Here is a 15,808-nt window from a genome sequence, read left to right as displayed (position 1 = left end):
TCCTCAGGGCTCTTACTCAGGGGTTACGTCGAGCGCGTGGCCGACCAGGGCGAGCAGCGACTCGATGACCGAGATGCGCTGCCGTGCGTCCATGATCAGCACCGGTATGTGCGGCGGCACCGTCAGCGCCTCGCGCACGTCCGCGGGCTCGAACTTCTCGCTGCCGTCGAAGTGGTTGACGGCCACGATGTACGGCAGGCCGCAGCTCTCGAAGTAGTCGAGCGCGGGGAAGCAGTCGGACAGGCGGCGGGTGTCGGCCAGCACGACGGCGCCGATCGCGCCGCGCACCAGGTCGTCCCACATGAACCAGAAGCGCTGCTGCCCGGGCGTGCCGAAGAGGTAGAGCACCAGGTCGTCGTCGAGCGTGATGCGCCCGAAGTCCATGGCGACCGTGGTGGTCGTCTTCTCCGGGGTCCCGCTCAGGTCGTCGGTGTCGGCGCTCGCCTGCGTCATCAGCGCCTCCGTCTGGAGGGGCGTGATCTCGGAGACGGCGGTCACCAGCGTCGTCTTGCCGACGCCGAAACCGCCCGCCACCACTATCTTCGTGGCGATCGGGGCACGTGACCTGTCCGTCTGCCAGGCCTGCAACTGACCCTCGTTGTCGAGGAGTTCAGAGACGGCGGAGTCCACTCAGCACCCTTTCCAGCAGTGCGCGGTCGGGCTGTCCCGGGCCGTGGCCCGTTCCGTACACGCGGATCTTTCCCTGGTCGGCGAGGTCGCTGAGCAGTACGCGGACCACGCCGAGCGGCATCTTCAGGAGCGCCGCGATCTCCGCGACCGTACGCATGCGGCGGCAGATCTCGACGATCGCCCGCATCTCCGGCATGACCTTCGACAGCGTGCCCTTGGGCAGTTCGAGGCGCTCGTCGGGCGCTTCGAGCGCCGGGTTGCTGGCCACGAACGTCTCGACGAGCAGGACGTGGCCGAACCTGGTCCGCCCGCCGGTCAGCGAGTAGGGACGCACACGGGCGGGTTTTCGGTCGCCGCCGCGCTGGGGCAGCTTCGGCGACGTGCGGCTGCTGCTCCTGCTGCTCATCGGGCGCTCTCCATCGACTGGCGCAGTTCGCTGCGGAGTTCGGGGGTGAGGACGTGCCCGGCGCGGCCGACGAAGAGCGCCATGTGGTATGCGACGACGCTCATGTCGCAGTCCGGTGTGGCGTGCACGCCGAGCAGCGAGCCGTCGCTGATCGCCATCACGAAGAGGCTGCCCTCCTCCATCGCCACCACGGTCTGCTTGACCGCGCCGCCGTCCATCAGCTTGGCGGCGCCGATGGTGAGGGAGCCGAGCCCGGAGACGATGGTGGCGAGGTCCGCACTGGACCCCTTGGGCCCCGAGGGCTTCGCCGCGGGACGCTCGGCGTTGCGCCCGGGGTCGGAGGAGAGCAGCAGCAGCCCGTCGGAGGAGACGACCGCGACGGAGAGGAGTCCGGGCACCTCCTCCACCAGGTTGGTCAGGAGCCAGTGCAGATTGCGGGCTTCACTGCTCAGGCCCGCGGATCCGGTCTGCGCGGCGGGTGCTGCGGATGTTGCGGATGCTGCGGGTTCGGCGGGTGTGGCGGACGAACTGGGCGTGCGCATGGGCGCAGTCAACTGCTTGCCTCCTCGACTGAGTCCCCCATTACGTCTGCGGCTCGTTCATTCTGGTCCGACGGCTTCGTCGTCTCTTCCCCGGCGCCTTCCCCCGCGATCTCGGCCTCCACGTCCCGTCGGCCGCTGATCGCGCCCTGGTGGAAGCCGCCGAGGCGGCGGCGGAGTGCTTCGGCGTCCACGGAGCCGGTGCGCGGCCTGGGCGCGGCGGTCGCGGGCGCGGTGATCTTCGGGGTGCGCTTGGGCAGTCCCTTGTCGGTGACGCGCTCCCACTTGGGGGGCGCGGGCGCCGCCGCGGGCTCCGGGGCCGGGTCGTCCGGGTCCTCGTCGGGGTCGGGCTCCAGGGGCTGGGGCGGCACGAGCTCCATCGTGGTCTCCGCCGACGGCGAAGGCTCGGAGTCGGCCTCGGTCCCGGGCTCGGACTCCAGCTCCGGTTCGGGCCCGGCCTCGGACTTCGGCTCCGGCTCCGGCTCCGGCTCCGGCTCCGGCTCGGGAGAAGGCGAAGGGAGCGCCGTCTCCAGGGTCCGCTCGGCCGCCGCGATCAGCGGATCCTCACCGGAACCGGGGGCGCTGGTCAGACGCCCGGGAAGCACGTTGGAGTTGGCCTCGGCCTCGGAGCCCGGCAGCTGCGTCAGGGGCTCACCGGCGCGCGGCGGCGCGACCACCGCGGCCTGCGCGGGCGCCTCCGCGAGGATTCCCTCGGGCAGCACGACGACCGCAGCGACACCGCCCTGCTTCTGCTCCCGCAGCCGCACCCGCGCCCCGTGCCGGGCCGCGAGCCGCGCGACGACGTAGAGGCCGAGCCCGAGTCCGTCCCCGCTCTCCTGGTCGTGCACGGCGTCGGGGTCGAAGTCCGCGAGGCGGGCGTTGAGCTCCCGCATCCGGTCCTGCGGGACGCCGATGCCCTCGTCCTGGACGGAGAGCATGACCTCGCCGTTCTCCAGGAGCCAGCCGGAGACCTCGACGGAGGCGTCCGGCGGCGAGAACGAGGTCGCGTTCTCCAGGAGCTCGGCGGTGAGGTGGCTGATGTCGTCGGCGGCGAACCCCGCCACGTGCGCGTGCGGCGGCAGCGTGGCGATGCGGACGCGTTCGTACCGCTCGATCTCGGAGACCGCCGCGCGCACGACGTCGACGAGCGGGACCGCGCCCGGGTGCTGGTGGCCGTGCTCGGCGCCGGCGAGGACCAGGAGGTTCTCGCTGTGCCGGCGCATGACCGTCGCCAGGTGGTCGAGCTTGAAGAGGGTGGCGAGCCGGTCGGGGTCCTGCTCGCGGTCCTCCAGGTTCTCGATGACGGCGAGCTGGCGCTCGACCAGGCCGAGGGTGCGCAGGGCGAGGTTGACGAAGGTGCCGTGGATGGACTGGCGCACCTGCTCCAGGTGCGCGGAGGCCTCGGCGAGCTCCTCGCGCAGCGCCGCGCGCTCGTCGGCCATGGACTGCCGCTGCCCGATGAGGTGCTTGCGGTCCGATTCGAGGGTGGCGAGGCGCTCGGTGAGGGCGGCCGCGTGGCCGTGCAGCGCGTTGACGGAGCGGACGACCTGGGCGAACTCGTCGTCGCGGCCGGTGAAGCGGATCGGCTCCTGGGGCGCGGGCTCGGTGGCGAGGCGGGCCGAGCCGAGGCGCAGGACGGCGAGCGGGCGGGTCAGCGAGCGGGCCGCGCCCATGGCGAAGCCGACCGCGACGAGCAGGCAGACGCCGACGAGCGCGATGCGGATCTCCAGGGCCGTGACGTCGTCGTCGCGCAGCTGGGCGAGGTGCTTGGTGCGCTCGACGCCGAGCGCGGACTCGGCGCCGCGCATCGTCTCGATGCGGGCGGAGAGCGCGGCGTCGACCTTCTTGCGGTCGTAGCGCCGCTCGTCGGCGGAGAGCGTGGGCTGGTCGGTGAGGCGCTTGAGGTACTTCTCCGCGGCGCTGACCTCGGCGCCCGTGACGGTCGACTCGTACGTGGCGCGGGCCGGGTCGCCCGCCGCGTCGCGGAAGTCGGCGAGCGCGGCCAGCTCGCGCACCCGGGCCTGCTGGGCGGCGCCGCTGAGCTCGTCGCGGCGCTTCGCGTCGGCCGTGGCCTCGTCGGTGCCGGTGGCCGGCAGGCCGGTGACCGGGTCGACGGCGGGGGTGCCGGTGGGGCGGGGCAGGGAGAGGGCGGCGAGGAGCAGGCCGCGGGCGGCGGCGGCCTGTTCGACGGCGTGGTCGAGGTCGGCGAGGGCGAGTGCGCCCTTGTTCGCCTCGGGGGGCAGTTGCTCGGCGAGGTCGCGGGTGAGGCCGTGGAGTTCGGCGATGACCTTGGTGTACGCCTCGTGGGCTTGGAGAGCGGTGCTCTTGCCGGTGAGCGCCGCTCTGCGCACGGCGGCGATGTCCGCGAGGTCGGCGCGGAGCGCGGCGGGCGCGTCGGCGCCGCGCAGCTCGTCGACCTGCCGGTCGACGCGGGCGCTGCGGCTCTCGGAGAGGCCCTTGCCCTGCGGGCGCCCGGCGGCGATGAAGGACGTGACCTCGTCCCGCTCGTCGGCGAGGGAGTGGCCGAGGGAGACCGCCTGCTGGGTCTGTTCGGCGAGCGTCACCAGGCTCTGGGTGTCGTTCAGCCGGTCGGACGCCGCGATGATCGCGGGCGCGCCCGCTCCCGCGACGGCGGCGGCCACGACGGCGACGGCGACAATCAGCCGATTGCGCACGCGGGCGGTGGGCGCCTTGTTGACCGGGGGCACCGGGGCAGGGGGTGTCGCGGCGGAGGCGTCGGGGCCGACGGGCCTCAGGGCAGGCGTGGCGGCCTTGCCGCCGGGTGCGGTGGCCTTGCCGCCGGGGGCTGCGGCCCGGCCCGGAGCGGCGGCCGGCTTCACGCCCGCCCCGGCGTCCGGGGAGGAAGCGGCTCCAGGGGGTGGAGCCGCGCCCGCGGAGGCGTCCGTGGCCGTACCCTCCGGCGCACGCTCGGTCGGAGTGGTCGCGCCCGGCGTGGCCCCGTCAGGGGCCGTCTGCTTGCCTTTGCGCCGAGGCCGCATCTTCTGCACCGGTGCTCGCATTCTCGTTCTCGTCTGCCCATGGGCCCGGGTGACGACCTGTCAACACGAGCGCTCCCCCCGGTACGGCTCCTGACCCTTCCAGTGCCGGTGAGTAGCGGTCGCGCATCGCCTGGCCGGCCACCCGAAGGAGTGAACATCGGCGGGGAGTTGGCGGGCAAGTCCCGGCAGGGCCGATGCGGGGCCCGACCGGTGCGCCGGTTGGACGTCTCCCACCGGCTTTGGCAGGATGCGCCGCCACACCCTTGCCGGAGTTGATCATTCCGGTCGAATTCCGGCGCACGGCCCGCCCGTACGAGCCGGTCCGGTGCCCCTTTGCGGCTTCTGGCGGGCCTTGTGAAGGGCTCGTGCAGACTGGCCGGATGCGCATCGAACTCGCCACCGAGCCCGGCGACCCCGCACGCCCCAACGAGGACTACGCGGCGGTCGCGCTTCCCGCGTCCGGACAGGGTGGATCGCTCGTCCTCCTGGACGGCGTGACGCCGCCCGAGGGCTCGGTGGGCTGTCCGCATTCCGTCCCCTGGTTCACTTCGCGCCTCGGCGGCGCACTGGGCGAACTGTCCGTTTCACGCCCGGATATGACGCTCTCTGAGATCCTCGCGGCCGGCATCTCTCGTACCGCCGAGTCCCATGGTTCAACCTGTGACCTTTCTCACCCGCGCACACCACAGGCAACCGTCGTGCTCGTACGGTGGGACGCGGAACGCGTCGAGCACCTGGTCCTGTCCGACTCGGCGCTCCTCATGGCGGGCCCGGGCGGCGCGGTGACCGCCGTGCTCGACCGCCGCCTCGCCGAACTGCCACCCGCGGTCCGGGCCCTGCGCGACGAGGTGCGCGCCCTGCCCCGCGGCTCGGCCGAGCGGGACGTGGCGGCCCGTGCCTACGGCGTCGCGGTCGAGGCGCTGCGCAACGCGGAGGACGGCTTCTTCACCGCCGCCGCCGACCCCTCGGCCGCCCTGCGCGCCGTGACGGGCGAGACCCCGCGGGCGGTGGTCACGGCGGTGGCGGCGCTCACCGACGGGGCCGGGCGGTGGGTCGAGACGTTCCGCGAGGGCGACTGGGCCGAGTGCTTCGCGCTGCTGCGCAAGGAGGGCCCGCAGCACCTGATCGACCGGGTGCGGGAGTTGGAGCGCGCGGACCCGGACCGCCTCGCCTTCCCGCGCGGGAAGCGGCACGACGACGCGGCGGTCGTCTACGCGGAGCTGTGACACGGGCTCCGAGAGGTCCGGATCATGTGCGGGGTGCGCGCGTACGGCTCACGAGTCCGCACCGGCGTTCAGGCGGCCGAGGAGCCGGGCGAGTTCGGCGACCTCCGCCCGGTCCCAGCTGGCCAGACGGCGCACGTAGCTGGCGCGGCGGGCGGCGCGCACCGTGCGGAAGCGGGTGCGGCCGTCGGGCGTGAGCCGGATGAGCCAGGCGCGCCCGTCGGCCGGGTCAGGCTCGCGGGCGACCAGGCCGAGCTCCTCAAGTGCCCGCAGCTGGCGGCTCATCGTGGCCTTGCCGACACCGATGTAGGCGGCGAGGTCGGTGGCCCGCTGCGGCCCGGAGTCGTCCAGGCGGACGAGCAGTCCGTACGCGGCGGGCTCCAGGTCGGGGTGGACCTGGCGGGCCATCTCGCCCGACGAGGCCCGCGCGCGGCGCAGCAGGACCGACAACTCCCGTTCGAGGGCGAGGAACTCACGGTCCTCCCCCTGTTCGACGGCATCCCGCGCGCCGCGCTCCACACGCTCTTCTGCAGCACCCATGTCCGCTTTCCCGATTCTGAAAGTTATCGCCGGAAGGCCCTCGCGCCGCGGCCGTGGCGGCAGCGGCCTGACCAGTATTTCGCAAGGTGGAGACGGTCCCGTCCGGCAGGCACCGCCACAGGAGTGGACCAACGGCAGCGCCTCGCCCCTCTTCCCTGGCAGTGGTCTACGTGCGTAGCTTTTTAAGTGACATGTTCACACCATTCGACATGTCGCAAGGTCCCCCCAGCGCACCACCGAGGCCTTCGGAGGCATACCCATGCCCGTGCACAGACCCGGACCGGCCCGCCGCTCGCGCTTGTCGCCGGCGGGGGTTCTCCTCGCAGCTCTCTCCGCCCTCTCCCTCCTCCTGACGCTCCCCACGGCGGCTCGGGCGGACGACGTCCCGCCGCGCGGCTCCGCCCGCCTCGGCCAGGGCGTCATCGAGCACGACGGCCAGGGCGGCCTGCCCAGCGGCGGCGGCGCCACGCAGACCGAGGGCGTCGACGTCAGCAGCCACCAGGGCAACGTCGCCTGGTCCACGCTGTGGAACAGCGGTGTGAAGTGGGCCTACGTGAAGGCCACCGAGGGCACGTACTACAAGAACCCCTACTTCGCCCAGCAGTACAACGGTTCGTACAACGTGGGCATGATCCGTGGCGCGTACCACTTCGCGACCCCCGACACCGCGAGCGGCGCCGCCCAGGCCAACTACTTCGTGGACAACGGCGGCGGCTGGTCGCGCGACGGCAGGACGCTGCCGGGCGCCCTCGACATCGAGTGGAACCCGTACGGGGCGGCCTGCTTCGGCAAGACCCAGGCCGGAATGGTCAGCTGGATCCGGGACTTCCTGAACACCTACAAGGCCCGCACCGGGCGCGACGCCGTCATCTACACCGCCACCAGCTGGTGGAAGCAGTGCACCGGCAACTACAGCGGCTTCGGCGCCAGCAACCCCCTGTGGATCGCCCGCTACAACACCAGCCCGGGTGAACTCCCGGCCGGCTGGGGCTTCCACACCATGTGGCAGTACACCTCGTCGGGACCGACGGTCGGCGACCACAACAAGTTCAACGGCGCCCTCGACCGGGTGCAGGCGCTCGCCAACGGCTGAGCACACGTGAGCGGTGGCCGCCCCGACGCCGGGCCGGCCACCGCTCACCCACGGCGCCCTACGCCGCGGCCGGGACCTTCACCTCCGCCTCGGTGAGCGCCAGTTCGAGCACCTGGCGCACGTCCGTCACCGCGTGCACGTCCAGCTTCTCCAGGACCTCGGCAGGCACGTCGTCGAGGTCCGCCTCGTTCCGCTTCGGGATGATCACCGTGGTGATCCCGGCGCGGTGCGCGGCGAGCAGCTTCTGCTTGACGCCGCCGATCGGCAGGACCCGGCCGGTCAGCGAGACCTCACCGGTCATCGCCACGTCCGTCCGGACGAGCCGCCCGCTGAGCAGCGACGCGAGGGCCGTCGTCATCGTGACGCCCGCGCTCGGCCCGTCCTTGGGGACGGCGCCCGCCGGGAAGTGGATGTGCACGCCGCGCTCCTTCAGGTCGGCGACGGGCAGCTCCAGCTCCGCGCCGCGCGAGCGCAGGAAGCTCAGCGCGATCTGCGCCGACTCCTTCATGACGTCACCCAGCTGGCCGGTGAGCGTGAGCCCCGAGGCGCCGGTCTCCGGGTCGGCGAGCGACGCCTCCACGAACAGCACGTCGCCGCCCGCCCCGGTGACCGCGAGCCCGGTCGCCACGCCCGGCACCGCCGTGCGCCGCTCGGCCGGGTCCTGCGCGGACTCGGGCACGTGCCGCGGCCGCCCGAGCAGACCGCGCAGGTCGTCGTCGGTGACGGTGAACGGCAGCTCCCTGTCGCCCAGTTCGTGCTGGGCCGCGACCTTGCGGAGCAGCCGCGCCACCGACCGCTCCAGGTTGCGCACGCCGGCCTCGCGCGTGTACTCGCCGGCGAGCTTGCGCAGCGCGCTCTCGTCGAGGATGACCTCGTCCTTCTCCAGTCCTGCCCGGTCGAGCTGGCGCGGGAGCAGGTGGTCGCGGGCGATGACGACCTTCTCGTCCTCGGTGTAGCCGTCGAGGCGGACGAGCTCCATGCGGTCGAGCAGCGCCTCCGGGATGGCTTCGAGGACGTTCGCCGTGGCGAGGAAGACGACGTCGCTCAGGTCCAGCTCGACCTCCAGGTAGTGGTCCCGGAAGGTGTGGTTCTGCGCCGGGTCGAGGACTTCGAGGAGGGCGGCGGCCGGGTCGCCCCGGAAGTCCGACCCCACCTTGTCGATCTCGTCGAGGAGCACCACCGGGTTCATCGACCCGGCCTCCTTGATGGCCCGCACGATGCGTCCGGGCAGCGCCCCGACGTACGTGCGGCGGTGGCCGCGGATCTCCGCCTCGTCCCGTACGCCGCCGAGCGCGACCCGCACGAACTTGCGGCCCATGGCGTGCGCGACGGACTCGCCGAGCGAGGTCTTGCCGACGCCGGGCGGGCCGACGAGGGCGAGCACGGCGCCGCCGCGGCGCCCGCCGACGACTCCCAGGCCGCGGTCGGCGCGGCGCTTGCGCACGGCGAGGTACTCGGTGATGCGCTCCTTCACGTCGTCGAGGCCCGCGTGCTCGGCGTCGAGGATCCGCTGGGCGCCCTTGATGTCGTACTCGTCCTCGGTGCGCTCGTTCCACGGCAGTTCGAGCACGGTGTCCAGCCACGTCCTGATCCAGGAGCCCTCGGGCGACTGGTCGCTCGCGCGCTCCAGCTTGTCGACCTCCTTGAGGGCGGCCTCGCGGACCTTCTCGGGAAGGTCGGCGGCCTCGACGCGGGCGCGGTAGTCATCGGACTCCTCGCCCTCCTTCTCGCCGTTGATCTCGCGCAGCTCCTTGCGGACGGCGTCGAGCTGGCGCCGCAGCAGGAACTCGCGCTGCTGCTTGTCCACGCCCTCCTGTACGTCCTTGGCGATGGACTCGGCGACGTCCTGCTCGGCGAGGTGCTCGCGCAGCTGCTCGGTGGCCAGCCTGAGGCGGGCCACGGCGTCCTCGGTCTCCAGGAGCTGGACCTTCTGCTGGGTGGTCAGGAACGGCGAGTAACCGGAGTTGTCGGCGAGCGCGGAGACGTCGTCGATCTGGGTGACCCGGTCGACGACCTGCCAGGCGCCGCGCTTCTTCAGCCAGCTGGTGGCGAGCGCCTTGTACTCCTTGACGAGCTCGGTGACGGCACCGGGCAGGGGGTCGGGCACGGAGTCCTCGACCTGCTGCCCCTCGACCCAGAGGGCGGCGCCGGGACCGGTCGTGCCCGCGCCGATGCGCACGCGGCTCCGGCCGCGGATGAGGGCGCCGGGGTCGCCGTCGGAGAGCCGGCCGACCTGCTCGACGGTGCCGAGGACACCGGTCGCGGCGTACGTCCCGTCGATGCGCGGAACAAGCAGCACCTTCGGCTTGCTGTCGCCACTGGAACGGGCGGCGGCCTGGGCGGCCTCCACCGCGGCGCGCACATCGGCGTCGGAGAGGTCGAACGGAACCACCATGCCGGGCAGGACCACCTCGTCGTCGAGCGGCAGCACGGGCAGAGTGAGCGGTGTGTACGAGGTGGACTCAGTAGCCATGATCTCCCCTTCGGCATTCAAGTTGAGCTGTATCGACTCAATGGTTATGAGCGCCGAGTTGTTCCCCGGTCCGTGTTCGCTCTGAGCGATCACGAAAAAGGGTGGCTCGGGGCCCTGGCTCGCCGTGGCTCGTTCCGGTCACGCACCCCCCCACGTACCGTTCCCTCCCGGCCGTCCCCTTGGGACCGTGGACGCTCCGACTCCCACGGAGGGGATCCATGGTGGACACACCCGAGAACGGTGACGGTGGCGTGCGGGACGTGACCGGGCAGCTCGTGGAGCACGCACTGGGGCATCTCTTCTCGGCGGCGCTGCGCACGGCGGCGCTCTGCCGGGCGGCCGACCATCTGGCGGCGGGGCCGCGCACCGCCGAGCAACTGGCCGAGCTGACCGGCACCCACGCCGGACACCTCCGCCGCGTCCTGCGCTTTCTCGCCACCCGCGGCGTCTTCCGCGAGGACGGGGCGGGCGCGTTCCACCTGACCCCGCTCGCGGACGCGCTCCGCACCGATGTGCCGGACTCCCTGCACCCTGCGGTCGTGCTGCTGACCGACCAGGCGTTCCGGCGGACCTCCGCGGGTCTTGAGGAGACGGTCCGCACGGCGGGCCCGTCCTTCGAACGGGCCTTCGGCAAGCCGTTCTTCGCGTACCTGGCCGAGGACCCCGCGCTGCGGGAGCTCTTCGACAGCGGCATGGCGTCGCTCTCGGGTCCGGTCGACGCGGTGATCGCCGGGACGTACCCCTTCCCGGAGAAGGGCACCGTGGTGGACGTCGGCGGCGGCCGCGGCGGGCTGCTGCGCGCGGTCCTGCGCGGGCGGCCCGGCCTGACCGGCGTCCTCTTCGACCAGACGCCCGCGGTGAGCACGAACCTCCTGGGCGGCGACGAGGAGTTGCGCGGCAGGTGGCGGGCCGAGTCCGGGGACTTCTTCGCGGAGGTCCCGGCGGGCGGCGACATCTACGTGCTCAAGCACGTCCTGCACGACTGGCCCGACGCCGACTGCGGACGGATCCTGCGCAACTGCCGCGCGGCGATGGCCCCGGACGCCCGCCTCCTGATCGTCGACTGCGTCCTGCCGTCCGGCAACGAGCCGCACATCGGCAAGACCCTGGACGTGGCCATGGCGGCGATCGTGGACGGCCAGGAACGCACGGAGGACGAGTTCGCCGCGCTACTCGTAGGCGCGGGCCTCCGCCTGACCCGCATCCTCCCGACCGACACGTTCCCCTCAATCGTGGAGGCAGTAGCGGCCCCCTGAGCCGACGCCGCGAAACGAAGCCGCCGCCCAGGGGCGCAGAGCACGAGCCGAACGACAGCGCGTCACCGCCGCCCAGGGGCGCGGGGAACTGCGCGCCCAGCCACACCCGGCCGGCACCCGAGACCGAGACAGGCGGCAGCCCACGGCGGCCAAGGCGCGGAGCACCAGCCGGGCGACGGCGCGAAGCCGCCGCCCAGGGGCGCGGGGAACTGCGCGCTCAGCCACAGCCGAGCGGCACCTGACCGCCGGGCGAGGGGGGGCGCTCCGCTCAGGGACCGGGGCGCCCCCTGCCCCCGACCGCGAAGATCAACAAGTGCAGAATGACCGCATGTCGACGACCAACGCCCCCGAGGCGGCCCGCCCCACCCCGCAGCCCGCGTCCCTCGACGACGCCGCGGCGATCGGCCGCACCCTGGCCCTCGCCTTCGACGACGACCCGATGATGCGCTGGTTCTTCCCGGACGCGGCGACCCGCGAGGCGGGCCTCGGACGCTACTTCGCCACTCTCCTCACCCGGCAGTACGGCCGCCACGGCGTCTGCGAACGGACCGCCGCGGCGGCCGCCTTCTGGGTGCCGCCGGGCGCGCAGGACAAGGCCGTGCCCGACGCGGAGACCGTCGAGGAGCTCGCGGAGATACTCGGCGACCGGGCCCCGCTGTTCCGCGAGGCCACGGCGGCCGCCGCCGGACACGGCCCCGAGGAGCCGCACTGGTACCTGGCGGTGCTCGGCGCCGACCCCGCCGCCCAGGGGCAGGGACACGGAGCCGCCCTCCTGCGCTCGGGCCTCGCGCAGGCCGACGAGGCCGGGCTGCCCGTCTACCTGGAGTCATCCAAGGCGGACAACCTGCCCGTCTACGAGCACTTCGGCTTCACGGTGCTCGGCGAGGTGCGGCTGCCGGGCGGCGGCCCGACCCTGTGGGCGATGCGCCGCGCGCCGCGCCGGGACGGCGCCTGAGCAACGGCCAGGTGGCGACGCCGACAAGCAGCGCGAGCAGGTGCCCCCAGTTCGTCATCGGGTCGGCGAACGCGATCAGGTCGTCGACCAGCATCCCGCCGAAGCCGACGAGGACGGGCCAGCGCAGCCACGGCGTGAGCAGCCCCGCGAGCGCGCCGACGCTGGCGGCCACCCCGAAGCTGATGCCGTAGTCGAGCCGGTGCAGCGAGCTGTCCGGCAGATGGCCCGCGAGGACCGAGAAGCCGACCGGGACCTCCGTCGCGAGCGTGGCGACGACGTGGCCGAGGAGGAAGACACCGGCGGTGCGCAGCCCGCCGATGCGCCGCTCCAGCGCGGTGAGCACCAGCAGGAAGCCGATCGCGTACGGGGACGTGATGCCGCCCGCGATCCACAGGGCGCTCGCGACCAGGACGAGGACGGGGCTGTGCGCGAGGTGCGCCACGTCGGTGCTCGACCCGTGGAGGAGCGTTTCCACCAGGTCCGGGTCGGCGTACCGCGCGAGCAGCGAGGTGGCCGCGAGCACGAGGGCGTACCCGAAGGTGAAGGGTGTGCCGGTGGGAGTGGGCAGGAGCAGCCAGGGACGGAGGCGCCGCGCGGACGCACCGGGGGCGCGGCCCTTCGCCGCCTGCTCGTGGCCCTCCCCCGGCGGGGGCCGGCGCGTCGACTGCCGCGGTATGCCGCTCAGGGTGCCCGGCGTCTCCGCGTCGGACGCGGCCCCCGCGGGCCGCACGCTCTGGTTCACGGGTGAGGCGCTCCTTCCGTCCCACCCCACCCTTTGCCCTTTTTTCGAGCGTTGTCTATGACGGGCGCCACGTGAGGTGCGTCTCACACGGCAACCCGCCGGGCTGCTCCTGCGTCGCACCCGTTCGCGTCCGGAAGACCGGAGAACCGCCCGCGGCCGGACCCCCCGTAAATATTCTGTGGGCCATGCACACCCACACCATCGCCCCCGTCGTGCTCGACCGGCGCGAGGGCCCTCACGGCGAGGTCGTCCTGCGGCGCCACGGTGAGCTGCTGCAGATCATCGCCAACGGCTGTTTCCTGATGGACACCAGCGACGGCCGCTCCGAGCGCCTGCTCGTCGACGCGGCCCGCGACGCCCTCGACGACCGCCCGTCCCCCGCCCTCCTCATCGGCGGCCTCGGCGTCGGCTTCTCCCTCGCGCACGCCGTGGCGGACCCCCGCTGGGGCCGCATCGACGTCGTCGAACGCGAGGACGCGATCATCGGCTGGCACCGCGAGGGCCCCCTCGCCGAACTCTCCGGAGTCGCCCTCGCCGACCCACGTGCGCAGATTCTTCACACAGACCTCGTCACGTACCTCTCCGGAGCCGGGGAGACACCCGCGGACACGTACGACGCGCTCTGTCTCGACATCGACAACGGCCCCGGCTGGACGGTGACGGAGGGCAACAACTCCCTTTACTCGCCTGCCGGTCTGGCCGCCTGCAAAGCCCGTCTGAACCCCGGCGGAGTGCTCGCCGTGTGGTCCGCCCAGCCGTCGTCCGCTTTCGACGACGCTCTACGGAATGCCGGATTCCAGAGGGTACGAACCGAAGAGATCCCCGTTGCCCGAGGCGTCCCGGACGTGGTCCACCTCGGCGTCAGGGCTGCGTAGCCGAGGTGCCTTCGCGACCCGTACCCTGCTGACCGAACACAAGCGATCAGTGTCAGGGGCGGGCGATGGAGCAGACACACACCTCCCAGAACGGCGCCACGGCGGCGACGCCGGGCGCCCAGCGCCGGGTGCTGGTGGTCGAGGACGACCCGACGATCGTCGACGCCATCGCCGCCCGGCTCCGTGCCGAGGGTTTTGTCGTGCAAACGGCCGGCGACGGCCCTTCGGCGGTCGACACCGCCCAGGCCTGGCAGCCCGACCTGCTGATCCTCGACATCATGCTGCCGGGCTTCGACGGCCTGGAGGTGTGCCGCCGGGTGCAGGCCCAGCGCCCCGTCCCGGTCCTCATGCTCACCGCGCGTGACGACGAGACGGACATGCTGGTCGGGCTCGGGGTCGGCGCCGACGACTACATGACCAAACCGTTCTCCATGCGCGAGCTCGCGGCCCGCGTGCACGTCCTGCTGCGCCGGGTCGAGCGGGCCGCGCTGGCCGCGACCACCCCCCGCAGCGGCATCCTGCGCCTGGGCGAACTGGAGATCGACCACGCGCAGCGGCGTGTGCGGGTGCGCAGCGAGGACGTACACCTGACGCCCACGGAGTTCGACCTGCTGGTCTGCCTGGCCAACACCCCGCGCGCCGTCCTCTCCCGCGAGCAGCTGCTCGCGGAGGTGTGGGACTGGGCCGACGCGTCCGGCACCCGCACCGTCGACAGCCACATCAAGGCACTGCGCCGGAAGATCGGGGCCGAGCGGATCCGCACGGTGCACGGCGTGGGCTACGCCCTAGAGACCCCGTCGCCGTGAGGCCGGTCCTGCCGTGAGCGGGCCCTTCGGAGAGCTGCGGCCGTTCTCCATCAAGACCAAGCTCGGCGCCCTCGTGGTCGTCTCGGTGTTCATCACCACGGGGCTGCTCCTCGTGGCCATGAAGACCAAGACCGAGCTGCGCTTCATCACCGTCTTCTCGGTGATCGCCACGCTCCTCATCACACAGTTCGTGGCGCACAGCCTCACCGCCCCGCTGGACGAGATGAACGCGGTGGCCCGCGCCGTCTCGCACGGCGACTACACGCGCCGGGCGCGCGGCGCGGACCGGCGCGACGAGCTGGGCGACGTGGCCTCCACCATCAACGCCATGGCGGACGACCTGGAGGCCCAGGACACCCAGCGCAAGGAGCTCGTCGCCAACGTCTCGCACGAGCTGCGCACCCCCATCGCGGCGCTGCGCGCGGTCCTGGAGAACGTGGTCGACGGCGTCTCCGCCGCCGACCCCGAGACGATGCGCACGGCCCTGAAGCAGACCGAGCGCCTGGGGCGGCTCGTCGAGACGCTGCTCGACCTCTCCCGCCTGGACAACGGCGTCGTGCCGCTGAAGGCCCGCCGCTTCGAGGTGTGGCCGTATCTGTCGGGCGTCCTGAAGGAGGCCAACATGGTGGCGTCCGCGCGCGCGGGCATCGCGTCGGGCTCCGGCAGTCACACGCGTACGGACGTCCATCTGCACCTCGACGTGTCGCCGCCGGAGCTGACGGCCCACGCGGACGCGGAGCGGCTCCACCAGGTCGTGGCCAACCTCATCGACAACGCGGTCAAGCACAGCCCGCCGCACGGGCGCGTGACGGTGCGGGCCCGGCGCGGCCCCTACCCCGAGTCCCTGGACCTGGAGGTGCTCGACGAGGGCCCCGGCATCCCGGAGTCGGAGTGGCACCGCGTCTTCGAGCGCTTCAACCGCGGCAGCCACGCGGGCGCTCCCGTGAAGGGCTCGGGGAACGACGGCGGGACGGGTCTCGGCCTGGCCATCGCGCGCTGGGCGGTCGATCTGCACGGCGGCCACATCGGGGTGGCCGAATCCCCTCGCGGCTGCCGCATCCAGGTCACTCTTCCGGGCCTGCCCGAGGCATGAAGTTGACGTAGGGTTCGAGTGAAAGCGATTCGAGGGTGCCGTTCCTGGGCACTCGGGGACCGCCGCCGCGCGTAGACGTCCCTCGGACGTACCCGCGCGGCCATCTGGCGTTGCGGAACCTCGCTTGTTTCCCGCCATTTACAGCGCCGAAACCACTGTTCCAGTGTGACTTACGCGA

General features: G+C 72.8%; 14 protein-coding genes. 7 read left to right on the top strand and 7 right to left on the bottom strand.

Annotated features, from left to right (window positions below; all coding sequences use genetic code 11):
- Nucleotides 1-12: 12 nt before the first annotated feature.
- The 4 genes from AB0H82_RS08310 to AB0H82_RS08295 are packed head-to-tail and all read right to left on the bottom strand — an operon-like array spanning nt 13 to nt 4,595.
- Entirely contained in the window at nt 13-630 is a 618-nt protein-coding gene (locus tag AB0H82_RS08310; protein WP_362990161.1) for an ATP/GTP-binding protein, read from the bottom strand.
- Nucleotides 611-1,036, bottom strand: coding sequence for a DUF742 domain-containing protein (locus AB0H82_RS08305; RefSeq protein WP_362990159.1), 426 nt, complete (start codon nt 1,034-1,036; stop codon nt 611-613). The genes AB0H82_RS08310 and AB0H82_RS08305 overlap by 20 nt, the downstream gene beginning before the upstream one ends.
- Entirely contained in the window at nt 1,033-1,578 is a 546-nt protein-coding gene (locus tag AB0H82_RS08300) for a roadblock/LC7 domain-containing protein (protein WP_362990157.1), read from the bottom strand. Before AB0H82_RS08300 ends, AB0H82_RS08305 begins: the two co-directional genes overlap by 4 nt.
- An 8-nt stretch (nt 1,579-1,586) precedes the next feature.
- Nucleotides 1,587-4,595 carry a nitrate- and nitrite sensing domain-containing protein gene (locus tag AB0H82_RS08295; RefSeq protein ID WP_362990155.1) on the bottom strand — a complete coding sequence of 1,003 codons (3,009 nt, stop codon included), beginning with the start codon at nt 4,593-4,595 and terminating at the stop codon, nt 1,587-1,589.
- Between the two features lie 359 nt (nt 4,596-4,954).
- Here AB0H82_RS08295 and AB0H82_RS08290 point away from each other — a divergent pair, with 359 nt between their 5' ends.
- Complete coding sequence (locus tag AB0H82_RS08290) at nt 4,955-5,800, top strand: hypothetical protein (protein ID WP_362990153.1); 846 nt, start codon at nt 4,955-4,957, stop codon at nt 5,798-5,800.
- A gap of 48 nt (nt 5,801-5,848) precedes the next feature.
- On the opposite strand, the gene AB0H82_RS08285 is transcribed toward AB0H82_RS08290, so the two are convergent.
- On the bottom strand, nt 5,849-6,337 hold the full coding sequence (locus AB0H82_RS08285; protein WP_362990151.1) for a MarR family transcriptional regulator: 489 nt from the start codon (nt 6,335-6,337) through the stop codon (nt 5,849-5,851).
- 259 nt (nt 6,338-6,596) lie between these two features.
- On the opposite strand from AB0H82_RS08285, the gene AB0H82_RS08280 reads away from it, so the two are divergent.
- Nucleotides 6,597-7,430: a lysozyme gene (locus tag AB0H82_RS08280; RefSeq protein ID WP_362990149.1), complete on the top strand. Its 834-nt coding sequence runs from the start codon at nt 6,597-6,599 to the stop codon at nt 7,428-7,430.
- Between the two features lie 58 nt (nt 7,431-7,488).
- Here the strand turns inward: AB0H82_RS08280 and lon are convergent, their stop codons facing one another.
- Nucleotides 7,489-9,903, bottom strand: coding sequence for an endopeptidase La (gene lon, locus AB0H82_RS08275; protein WP_362990148.1), 2,415 nt, complete (start codon nt 9,901-9,903; stop codon nt 7,489-7,491).
- A 218-nt stretch (nt 9,904-10,121) separates the two neighbouring features.
- Between lon and AB0H82_RS08270 the strand changes: the two genes are divergently transcribed.
- Nucleotides 10,122-11,159 carry a methyltransferase gene (locus tag AB0H82_RS08270; RefSeq protein ID WP_362990146.1) on the top strand — a complete coding sequence of 346 codons (1,038 nt, stop codon included), beginning with the start codon at nt 10,122-10,124 and terminating at the stop codon, nt 11,157-11,159.
- Nucleotides 11,160-11,487: 328 nt separating this feature from the next.
- Nucleotides 11,488-12,114, top strand: a complete 627-nt coding sequence (locus AB0H82_RS08265) for a GNAT family N-acetyltransferase (protein WP_362990144.1) — start codon at nt 11,488-11,490, stop codon at nt 12,112-12,114.
- Here AB0H82_RS08265 and AB0H82_RS08260 read toward each other — a convergent pair.
- On the bottom strand, nt 12,029-12,856 hold the full coding sequence (locus AB0H82_RS08260) for a rhomboid-like protein (protein WP_362990142.1): 828 nt from the start codon (nt 12,854-12,856) through the stop codon (nt 12,029-12,031). The two genes, AB0H82_RS08265 and AB0H82_RS08260, sit on opposite strands and share 86 nt — an antisense overlap.
- Nucleotides 12,857-13,041: 185 nt before the next feature.
- Here AB0H82_RS08260 and AB0H82_RS08255 point away from each other — a divergent pair, with 185 nt between their 5' ends.
- From AB0H82_RS08255 to AB0H82_RS08245, 3 genes are all read left to right on the top strand, one after another.
- Nucleotides 13,042-13,731, top strand: coding sequence for a spermidine synthase (locus AB0H82_RS08255; protein WP_362990140.1), 690 nt, complete (start codon nt 13,042-13,044; stop codon nt 13,729-13,731).
- Nucleotides 13,732-13,796: 65 nt separating this feature from the next.
- Entirely contained in the window at nt 13,797-14,537 is a 741-nt protein-coding gene (locus AB0H82_RS08250) for a response regulator transcription factor (protein WP_362990138.1), read from the top strand.
- A gap of 13 nt (nt 14,538-14,550) precedes the next feature.
- A complete protein-coding gene (locus tag AB0H82_RS08245; protein ID WP_362990136.1) occupies nt 14,551-15,630 on the top strand; it encodes a HAMP domain-containing sensor histidine kinase in 1,080 nt (359 codons plus the stop codon).
- The last annotated feature ends 178 nt before the right edge of the window (nt 15,631-15,808 follow it).

The sequence above is a fragment of the Streptomyces sp. NPDC050732 genome (genome assembly GCF_040654255.1).
Classification (GTDB): domain Bacteria; phylum Actinomycetota; class Actinomycetes; order Streptomycetales; family Streptomycetaceae; genus Streptomyces.
The sequence above is the reverse complement of the archived record's forward strand: the minus strand, read 5'-3'. Positions and strand labels throughout refer to the sequence as shown.

Excerpts from the sequence above, each read along its gene's own strand:
- AB0H82_RS08305 (WP_362990159.1), bottom strand. The coding sequence starts at position 1,036 with ATGAGCAGCAGGAGCAGCAGCCGCACGTCGCCGAAGCTGCCCCAGCGC.
- AB0H82_RS08290 (WP_362990153.1), top strand. The coding sequence starts at position 4,955 with ATGCGCATCGAACTCGCCACCGAGCCCGGCGACCCCGCACGCCCCAAC.
- AB0H82_RS08280 (WP_362990149.1), top strand. The coding sequence starts at position 6,597 with ATGCCCGTGCACAGACCCGGACCGGCCCGCCGCTCGCGCTTGTCGCCG.
- AB0H82_RS08285 (WP_362990151.1), bottom strand. The coding sequence starts at position 6,337 with ATGGGTGCTGCAGAAGAGCGTGTGGAGCGCGGCGCGCGGGATGCCGTC.
- AB0H82_RS08265 (WP_362990144.1), top strand. The coding sequence starts at position 11,488 with ATGTCGACGACCAACGCCCCCGAGGCGGCCCGCCCCACCCCGCAGCCC.
- AB0H82_RS08270 (WP_362990146.1), top strand. The coding sequence starts at position 10,122 with ATGGTGGACACACCCGAGAACGGTGACGGTGGCGTGCGGGACGTGACC.
- AB0H82_RS08255 (WP_362990140.1), top strand. The coding sequence starts at position 13,042 with ATGCACACCCACACCATCGCCCCCGTCGTGCTCGACCGGCGCGAGGGC.
- AB0H82_RS08250 (WP_362990138.1), top strand. The coding sequence starts at position 13,797 with ATGGAGCAGACACACACCTCCCAGAACGGCGCCACGGCGGCGACGCCG.
- AB0H82_RS08300 (WP_362990157.1), bottom strand. The coding sequence starts at position 1,578 with ATGCGCACGCCCAGTTCGTCCGCCACACCCGCCGAACCCGCAGCATCC.
- lon (WP_362990148.1), bottom strand. The coding sequence starts at position 9,903 with ATGGCTACTGAGTCCACCTCGTACACACCGCTCACTCTGCCCGTGCTG.
- AB0H82_RS08295 (WP_362990155.1), bottom strand. The coding sequence starts at position 4,595 with ATGCGAGCACCGGTGCAGAAGATGCGGCCTCGGCGCAAAGGCAAGCAG.